The sequence below is a fragment of the uncultured Maritalea sp. genome (assembly GCF_937139385.1).
Classification (GTDB): Bacteria; Pseudomonadota; Alphaproteobacteria; order Rhizobiales; family Devosiaceae; genus Maritalea; species Maritalea porphyrae_A.
Map to the genome: position 1 here is coordinate 1 of NZ_CAKZPW010000016.1, position 4,210 is coordinate 4,210.

At 48.3% G+C, this 4,210-nt stretch carries 5 protein-coding genes; 4 read left to right on the top strand and 1 reads right to left on the bottom strand.

The genetic code is table 11. The features are described 5' to 3' along the window. Positions 1–39: 39 nt before the first annotated feature. Genes Q0231_RS00745 through Q0231_RS00760 form a run of 4 tightly spaced genes read left to right on the top strand, consistent with a single transcriptional unit; the run spans position 40 to position 3,786 of the window. Positions 40–288 carry an AAA family ATPase gene (locus Q0231_RS00745; RefSeq protein WP_299343747.1) on the top strand — a complete coding sequence of 83 codons (249 nt, stop codon included), beginning with the start codon at positions 40–42 and terminating at the stop codon, positions 286–288. A 3-nt stretch (positions 289–291) separates the two neighbouring features. Next, positions 292–1,788 (top strand): argininosuccinate lyase, encoded by a 1,497-nt coding sequence (gene argH, locus Q0231_RS00750; RefSeq protein ID WP_299343750.1) that lies wholly within the window; start codon positions 292–294, stop codon positions 1,786–1,788. A 1-nt stretch (position 1,789) separates the two neighbouring features. Beyond that, positions 1,790–2,848, top strand: coding sequence for an ABC transporter ATP-binding protein (locus tag Q0231_RS00755; RefSeq protein ID WP_269392416.1), 1,059 nt, complete (start codon positions 1,790–1,792; stop codon positions 2,846–2,848). Then, positions 2,845–3,786: a carbohydrate kinase family protein gene (locus tag Q0231_RS00760; protein ID WP_299343762.1), complete on the top strand. Its 942-nt coding sequence runs from the start codon at positions 2,845–2,847 to the stop codon at positions 3,784–3,786. Before Q0231_RS00755 ends, Q0231_RS00760 begins: the two co-directional genes overlap by 4 nt. A 115-nt stretch (positions 3,787–3,901) precedes the next feature. On the opposite strand, the gene Q0231_RS00765 is transcribed toward Q0231_RS00760, so the two are convergent. After that, positions 3,902–4,210: LysR substrate-binding domain-containing protein (locus tag Q0231_RS00765; RefSeq protein ID WP_299343765.1), on the bottom strand; the 309-nt coding region annotated here is incomplete at its 5' end.

Genomic DNA, 4,210 nt, shown 5'->3' on the forward strand with positions numbered 1-4,210 from the left:
TTCTTCAACATTAAATTAATGTAAAAAAGGAGAATTTAAATGTCATCAGGAATAGTTATTTCATTTGCTACCGAAAAAGGCGGTAGTAAAAAAACAACTCAAAATCAAATCGTAGCAGAAATCTTTGCTAACGAAGGTTATTCAGTCAATGTTCTTGACTTTGATCCACAAGGCACTATGGCTAAATGGATTGAAAGACGCAACGATCTTATTGACGAAAATAAAGAAAACGAAGGAATTGATATTCCAAAAATACATCATTCGCGGTGTCGTCATGGCAGGTCTTAAAGGATGAAGGACACAACTAAATTTCCGAATGAGACTTACAAAGATACCGTGTTGGCTCCGCGGTGCGAAGGGGCCAAGGCGCACTATGTGCAGCCAATTCGAGCGATCAATCAAGCTCATCTGGTGATGCTGGCCGAAACAAAGATCGTTGATGAAGAAACCGCAGCAAAAATAGCAAATGCGCTGCTTCACATTGACCAAAATGTTGATGTTGACGGTCTGCAATATACCGGCGAATTCGAAGACTATTTCTTTCTGGTTGAAGCGGAGCTCAAATCTCGACTTGGACCCGATATCGCTGGCGCTTTGCACACAGCCCGCAGTCGCAACGACATGGACCATACCGTGTTTAAGTTGGTGCTTCAGCAACGCACGGACGCTCTGCTTGCACTGGCCCAAAATTTGGCGGACCAAATGGTCTCAACGGCCCAAAGGGAAAGTGACACACTGATTGTCGCTTATACCCATGGCCAACCTGCCCAACCCAGTACCTTTGGGCACTATTTGGGTGCGGCCACCGAAGTGTTGTTGCGCGATATTGAGCGCTTGGAACTTGCACGTAAGTCTTTGGATAAATGCCCAATGGGGGCCGCAGCCATCACAACCAGTGGTTTTCCAATTGATCGCCATCGCATGGCAAATTTGCTTGGTTTTGGCGCGCCACAGGAAAACGCGTATGGGTGCATCGCGTCCGTTGATTACGTGACCGGACTTTATTCAGCTATGAAACTACTGTTTTTACATCTGGGGCGTTTGGTTCAGGATTTTCAGTTTTGGAGTGCTTTTGAAGTTGGTCAACTCTATGTGCCAAACAGCTTTGTTCAGATCAGCTCGATTATGCCGCAAAAACGCAATCCGGTGCCAATAGAACATCTACGGCTGTTGTCATCTTTGAGCGTTGGGCGCTGTGACATGATGGTCAACAATATGCACAATACTCCGTTCACCGATATGAACGATAGTGAGGGGGAAGTGCAACAGGCCGGGTACGCCGCGTTTGAGAGTGGTGGCCGTGTTTTGCAGCTTCTTAGCGCATTTGTTCCAGCCCTTTCAATCAATGCAGATAAAGTGCGCCAAAACACGGATGCGTCTTGCATCACGATAACCGAGTTGGCTGATACGCTTGTGCGCAAAGACGGATTGTCGTTCCGCCAAGCGCACGAAGTGGCAGCACAAACCGCCAAGTCAGTGATCGCAAAGAACGTTGGTTTGGCACAAGGGTACGAAGATTTCTTGGTGCATTTTGGTGAATCCATCGGCCAAAAATCCTGTTTGGATCTCGAGATGTATCAGCGCGCGGTGGCCGCTGAACACTTTGTAAAAGTTCGAGACCGATTTGGCGGGCCGGGCCCAGATGCCTTGCGCGCGTCGTTAGACGGATACCAAAAGCAGATAAAGCTGTTCAAAGAAAACCTTGCAGCTAACCTTAAAAAACAACAAGTGGCAGATGACGAACGTGAAAAATCGTTCAACCAGCTAGCTTCTAAAAGGGGGAATTGAGGTGGCAACTGTTTCACTCAAAAAACTGACGAAAAGATACGGTAAAACCGAGGTCCTTCATGGCATAGATCTCGAGGTGAGTGACGGTGAGTTCATTGTTTTTGTTGGACCCTCTGGGTGCGGTAAATCAACCACGTTGCGCATGCTTGCCGGGCTTGAAGAGGTCAGTGAAGGCGAAGTTCAAATCAATGATCTAGTGGTCAATAACTTGGAGCCAAAAGAGCGCAATATTGCGATGGTGTTCCAAAACTACGCGATTTACCCGCATATGAGTGTGCGCAAAAATATCGGTTTCGGTCTGCACACGGCAAAGCTGCCAAAGGAAGAAAAAGAAAAGAAGATCGAAGAGGTCGCGGCGTTGTTGAGCATGACCGATCTGCTTGATCGTAAGCCCTCCCAATTATCCGGTGGTCAACGCCAAAGAGTTGCAATCGGCCGGGCAATGGTTCGCGATCCAGCGGTGTTTTTGTTTGATGAACCGCTTTCAAATTTGGATGCCCAATTGCGCACGCAAATGCGGTTGGAAATCAAAAAACTGCACCAACGTGTGGGGACGACAATCATCTTTGTGACCCACGACCAAGTCGAAGCCATGACACTGGCGGATCGAATTGTGATTATGAAAGATGGTTACATTCAGCAGGTTGGAACGCCTTCGCAAGTTTTTCAAAGTCCGAAAAATATGTTTGTCGCTCAGTTCATCGGTGCGCCTTCAATGAACATGTTGGAAGGTCAACGTACCGATAAAGGTGTGCAGGTAGCTGACAATCTAACGATAGACTTGCCAAGGGATACCAAGGTGGACAGCATCACGATTGGCATACGGCCAAGTGCATTGGTGCCCGTTGCGGACGGGGCACCCTGTTTGATGGAGGGCAAAGTACTGCTGGTTGAGCCATTGGGGACCGAAACGCTGCTTTATGTGCAAGTGGGGGACAATGAAGTCATTGCCAGTGCGCCGGGTCGACAGCATCCGCAAATGGGCGATATCGTTCGTTTGAATGCGCCAGCAGATGAAATTCATTTCTTTGACACACAAACTCAGAATTCAATTCTGTGAGTATAGGCAAGTCCGGTAAAATCCTTACCGTAGGGCGGGTGTATTGCGATTTCGTGTTTTCTGAATTTGCGCGCATGCCCGTTCTCGGTGAAGAAGTTTTCGCCGATAAATTTGGCGTGCATGCGGGCGGCGGCGCCTACATAACGGCAGCACACCTTGTGAGTTGTGGAAAAACCACCGCGCTTTGTGCTGTTTTGCCGGCTGCACCTTTTGATGCCCTCATTCACGAAGAGATTTTTTCTGCAGATATTGATGTTGGCCCCTGTGTTGTGGCGTCGCCCGAATGGGGAATTCAAACCACAATTGCCATGGCCCATAATGGTGACAGAGCATTTTTGACAAGAAGAGGCGGTTTTGCAGTGCCTGCTGCCTGCCAAAAGGAACTGGCGAGCGGAAAATACCGTCACTTGCATATTGCCGAGCTGGCAACGCTGATTGAATGCCCACAGCTCTTGGATTGGGCGAGCCAAGCACACCTAACAGTCTCGCTTGATTGCTCTTGGGATGAGGGTGCGATGCATCATCGTGACGCCACAAAATTGATCTCACAAGTTGATGTTTTTTTGCCAAACCTAGCAGAGCTGCAGTTTATTTTGCAAACCGATGAGATTGTGGCGTCAGATGTAAACGCAACATTTGGCGAAAGCTGCCTTGTGGTCGTCAAAAAAAGTGCCGATGGTGCGTCTCTGATCCAAAGTGGCGATCAAATTCATTCGCCAGCAATTGCGAGAGAGGTGGTTGACACAACCGGGGCCGGCGATGCCTTCAATGCAGGGTTTATCTCGGCATGGCTTGATGGCAGGACTTCAGCCGAATGTTTGTTGGCGGGGAACAAACAAGCCTCAATTTGCGTTTCAAGTCTAGGTGGTGCCTCTTCTCACGATCGGAAAACTGAACAGTTGTATAATCAGTTGAAAACGCCTGTTGGCTCGAGATGAGGTGCGATGCATTTCGTCACACAGTTTTGAGTAGAGTATGTCCCAAATAATTGTAGACAGAAAATGAAATGATCGCAGTGAGCGGGTTGAAGGGCGCTCAACGCGCAGTCTAGTTTTATGTCCGCAGTTTGGCCGCTTGAATTTCTTTGCCCAACCAATCGATAAACGCCAGACCCACCGCAGACTGCATGCGGGTTTCGGGCAAGACGAATTGAAACATGCGCTCGCAAGGAATTGTGGCTGTAAACGGCTCCACAAGTTCACCTTTGGAAATGGCATCAGCAACATATAGTTCGCGCACAATGGCAATGCCTTGTCCAGCAATCGCGCTCTGCAAAACCAAGTCTGCATTATTGTAGGATAAGTCTGCGCGGCTTTCGTCGGTAAATCTTGGCGCGTAAATGGATAAGAACTTACTCCAATA